Here is a 1,766-nt window from a genome sequence, read left to right as displayed (position 1 = left end):
TGCGCGCGCTTGCCAGCGACATCGAGGCGTTCGACCATTGGTGCCGCCGAAACGGGCGCGTGACCTTGCCGGCGACCCCCGAGACGGTCGCCGACTATCTCGATGCCCGGTCAGGGCAGGGGGCGAAACCCGCCTCGCTCGGTCGCTACAAGGCGTCGATCGCCAAGATCCACCAGCTGCTCGACATCAAGGATCCCACCCAGGCCGAGCTGGTCAAGCTGCGGCTCCGCGCGATCCGCCGGGAGAAGGGCAGCACGCAAGCCCAGGCGCGGCCGCTGCGGTTCAAGGGGCCGGTGCGCAATGTCGAGCGGGACGCACCCCGGGGGCTTAATGTGCGGGGGCTGCTTGAGGCCTGCGCGGATGATTTGCCGGGGCTTAGGGATCGGGCTTTACTGTCGGTCGCCTACGACACGGGCTTGCGCGCCTCCGAGCTGGTCGCGGTCGAGGTCGAGCACATTGTGGACGCCATCGATCCCGAGGCGCGGCTGCTGACGATTTCGCGCAGCAAGGGCGATCAGGAGGGAAAGGGCGCGACCGCGTTCCTCAGCCCGCGCTCGGTGCGGGCGATCGCCGCCTGGACTGCGGCTGCCGACATCGAGGAGGGACCGCTGTTTCGCCGGGTGCAGGTGCGCCGCTACAAGGCGCGGGCCGCGGTCAAGGGGCGGCGGATCGAGACGATTTCTGGCCGCGAAAGCTGGGATCTGCGCAAGACGTTGCCGAAGTCGGCGGTGCCGGCGCGCACCGAATATGATGTGGGAGAGGGGGCGTTGCACCCGGGTTCGATCGGGCCGATCTGGCGGGCAATGATCCGGCGCGCCTTCGACAAGGGCGCGCTGAGCGACCTCACCGCCGATGATCTGGCGCAGTTGCTCAAGGGCGTGAGCGCGCATTCGACGCGGGTGGGCTTGAACCAGGATCTGTTTGCGAGCGGCGAGGATCTGGCGGGGATAATGGATGCGCTACGCTGGAAGAGTCCCCGGATGCCGCTCGCCTATAATCGCAATCTGGCGGCTGAGCAGGGTGCCGCCGGCCGCTTGATCGCGAAAATCGGGTGATTAGATCTTGAGCTGCGCACAATTAGGTATTTGTGACGGTGTTTGAAAATTCCGAGTGCGCCAGATCACGCGGATTAGCGTTCCAGCGAATGTCCGACGGAATCGGAAAAGAAAACCCGCCCGTCTTTTGACGGGCGGGCAAGGAAAGGTGTCTACGTCTTACCGAGACTCCTTCGGGTCGCTGGCTGATGCTATGCCTTCGTGTTTCGGATTCAAGGCTAAACTAGCGGGGCTGAGCAGTTTCTCAGGCTGTGTACATCGCCGCGACCGACGACCTGGAAATATGCGCTAGCCTTGCGTTTATGCGCAATTATGATAGATGTATTATATATGCATGATTGGAGCGCGAGTCGTGGTCGATGCCTCGATAATCAGAGAGGAAGAGCTGGCTCCTTTGGTGGAAGAGTTCTACGCGCGGGTCCGGGCCGACGCCGAACTTGGGCCGATTTTCAACGATGCGATCGACGATTGGCCGGAGCATCTTGGGAAGCTGACTGCGTTCTGGTCCTCCGTCATGCTCACCAGTGGCCGATACAAGGGTCAACCGGTGCCGGCCCATTTGAAGCATAAGGCTAGGATAACACCCGCGCTCTTCGAGCGGTGGCTCGCGCTCTGGGTGCAAACGACCAATGACATGATGACGTCAGAAGCGGCCGCGGCACTACAGGCGAAGGCGAGGCGGATCGCCGAGAGCCTGCAACTCGCGATGTT

2 protein-coding genes are annotated in these 1,766 nt (G+C 63.1%); both read left to right on the top strand.

The window, feature by feature from the left end; translation table 11 throughout:
- Window positions 1–1,055: tyrosine-type recombinase/integrase (locus tag VMR39_RS26015; RefSeq protein ID WP_325420695.1), on the top strand; the 1,055-nt coding region annotated here is incomplete at its 5' end.
- Window positions 1,056–1,389: 334 nt separating this feature from the next.
- Window positions 1,390–1,766, top strand: a 377-nt coding sequence (locus tag VMR39_RS26010) for a group III truncated hemoglobin (protein WP_325420693.1), incomplete at its 3' end; no start/stop codon positions are given.

This window comes from Sphingobium sp. (assembly GCF_035511395.1).
Taxonomy (GTDB): domain Bacteria; phylum Pseudomonadota; class Alphaproteobacteria; order Sphingomonadales; family Sphingomonadaceae; genus Sphingobium.
Note: the sequence above shows the minus strand (reverse complement) of the source record. Positions and strands in the feature narration are given on the sequence as shown.